Source organism: Erythrobacter sp. (assembly GCF_038133525.1).
Lineage (GTDB): Bacteria > Pseudomonadota > Alphaproteobacteria > Sphingomonadales > Sphingomonadaceae > Qipengyuania.
The window spans coordinates 1-1694 of sequence record NZ_JAYPTL010000169.1 but is presented as its reverse complement, the minus strand read 5'-3'; the positions used below and the strand labels follow the sequence as shown (position 1 = coordinate 1694).

Sequence of the window (1694 nt, the reverse complement as noted above, 5' to 3'; positions counted from 1 at the left end):
CGGCCTATATTCCGACCAACGTGATCTCGATCACCGACGGCCAGATCTTCCTCGAAACCGGCCTGTTCTACCAGGGCATCCGCCCGGCGATCAACGTCGGCCTGTCGGTCAGCCGCGTCGGCGGTGCCGCGCAGACCAAGGCGATGAAGAAGGTCGCAGGCTCGATGAAGCTCGACCTCGCCCAGTATCGCGAAATGGCCGCCTTCGCGCAGTTCGGCTCGGACCTCGATGCCGCGACGCAGAAGCTGCTCAACCGCGGTGCGCGCCTGACCGAACTGCTGAAGCAGCGCCAGTTCTCGCCGATGCCGGTGGAAGAGCAGGTCGTATCGATCTTCGCAGGCACCAACGGCTACCTCGACCCGATCCCGACCGATCGCGTGACCGCCTATGAAGAGCAGATGCTCTCCTTCATGCGTTCCGAACACGCCGCCGTGCTCGCCGAGATCCGCGACACCGGCAAGTTCGAAGACGACGTGAAGGGCAAGGTTGTCGCCGCGCTCGACACCTTCGCCAAGCAGTTCGCCTGAGCCTGAAGAGATTAGCTAGGGAGCCGAAATGGCCTCGCTGAAAGAACTCAAGGGCCGGATCAACTCGGTCAAGTCGACCCAGAAGATCACCAAGGCCAAGCAAATGGTCGCGGCAGCCAAGCTGCGCCGTGCGCAGGCCGCGGCGGAGGCCGCGCGCCCCTATGCACAGCGTCTCGCTGACGTGATGGCTTCGCTCGCCGGCAAGGTGAGTGGGGACAGCGCGCCCAAGCTGCTGGCCGGAAGCGGGTCGAACCAGCGCCACCTGCTGGTGGTGGTCAATACCGACAAGGGCCTGTGCGGCGGCCTCAACTCGAACGTGGTCAAGGCCGCGCGCCTCAAGGCGAACGAGCTGATCGCGACGGGCAAGGACGTGAAGTTCTACCTGGTCGGCAAGAAGGGCCGCGCGCCGCTGAAGCGCGACTTCCCCGAGCGTATCGGCAAGCAGTTCGACACCTCGCACGTGCGCACCCCCGGCTTCGAGGAAGCCGAGACAATCGCCGCCGAGCTGATTGCCATGTTCGAAGACGGTGAGTTCGACGTCGCGCACCTCGTCTACCCGATCTTCCAGTCGGCCCTTGCGCAGGACCCGACGGTCGACCAGCTGATCCCCGTCCCCTCGCCCAAGGGTGAAGTCGCGACCGGCGATGCCGTGGTCGAATACGAACCGGGTGAAGAGGAAATCCTCGCCGAACTGCTGCCGCGCTACGTGCGCACCCAGCTGTTCGGTTCGCTGCTCGAACGTGAAGCTAGCGAGCAGGGCGCATCGATGACCGCGATGGACAACGCCACGCGCAACGCCGGTGACCTGATCAACAAGCTGACGATCCAGTACAACCGCAGCCGCCAGGCCGCGATCACCACCGAATTGATCGAAATCATTGCCGGCGCCGAAGCGCTGTAAAGAGATAATGGAGAGGATGCCGGAGGGCGTCGCAGAACGCTGACCGGAGCCAGACGAAGATGATCAAGACCATTCCCGCACTCGCCGCCCTTGCCCTGCTTGCTGCATGCGGCGACGAACCGGCAGAACAGCCGGCCCCGGCCGAAGTCGTGACGCCCGAACCCGTCGAAACGCTTCCCGCGCCCGACCAGGACCTGTTCGCGGCGAAATACGCCGAAGCCTGCCCGGAAGCGAAGCCGGTCAACACCGCCGTCTGCAAGCGCGCC

General features: G+C 64.6%; 1 protein-coding gene and 2 pseudogenes. All 3 read left to right on the top strand.

Annotation, left to right across the window (positions count from 1 at the left end; genetic code table 11):
• Positions 1-527, top strand: a pseudogene (locus AAFM29_RS17625) (F0F1 ATP synthase subunit alpha); the annotation flags it as partial.
• Positions 528-555: 28 nt separating this feature from the next.
• Positions 556-1428 carry a F0F1 ATP synthase subunit gamma gene (locus tag AAFM29_RS17620; protein WP_341714017.1) on the top strand — a complete coding sequence of 291 codons (873 nt, stop codon included), beginning with the start codon at positions 556-558 and terminating at the stop codon, positions 1426-1428.
• 59 nt (positions 1429-1487) lie between these two features.
• Positions 1488-1694: pseudogene (locus AAFM29_RS17615) on the top strand (hypothetical protein); the annotation flags it as partial.

Excerpts from the sequence above, each read along its gene's own strand:
- AAFM29_RS17620 (WP_341714017.1), top strand. The coding sequence starts at position 556 with ATGGCCTCGCTGAAAGAACTCAAGGGCCGGATCAACTCGGTCAAGTCG.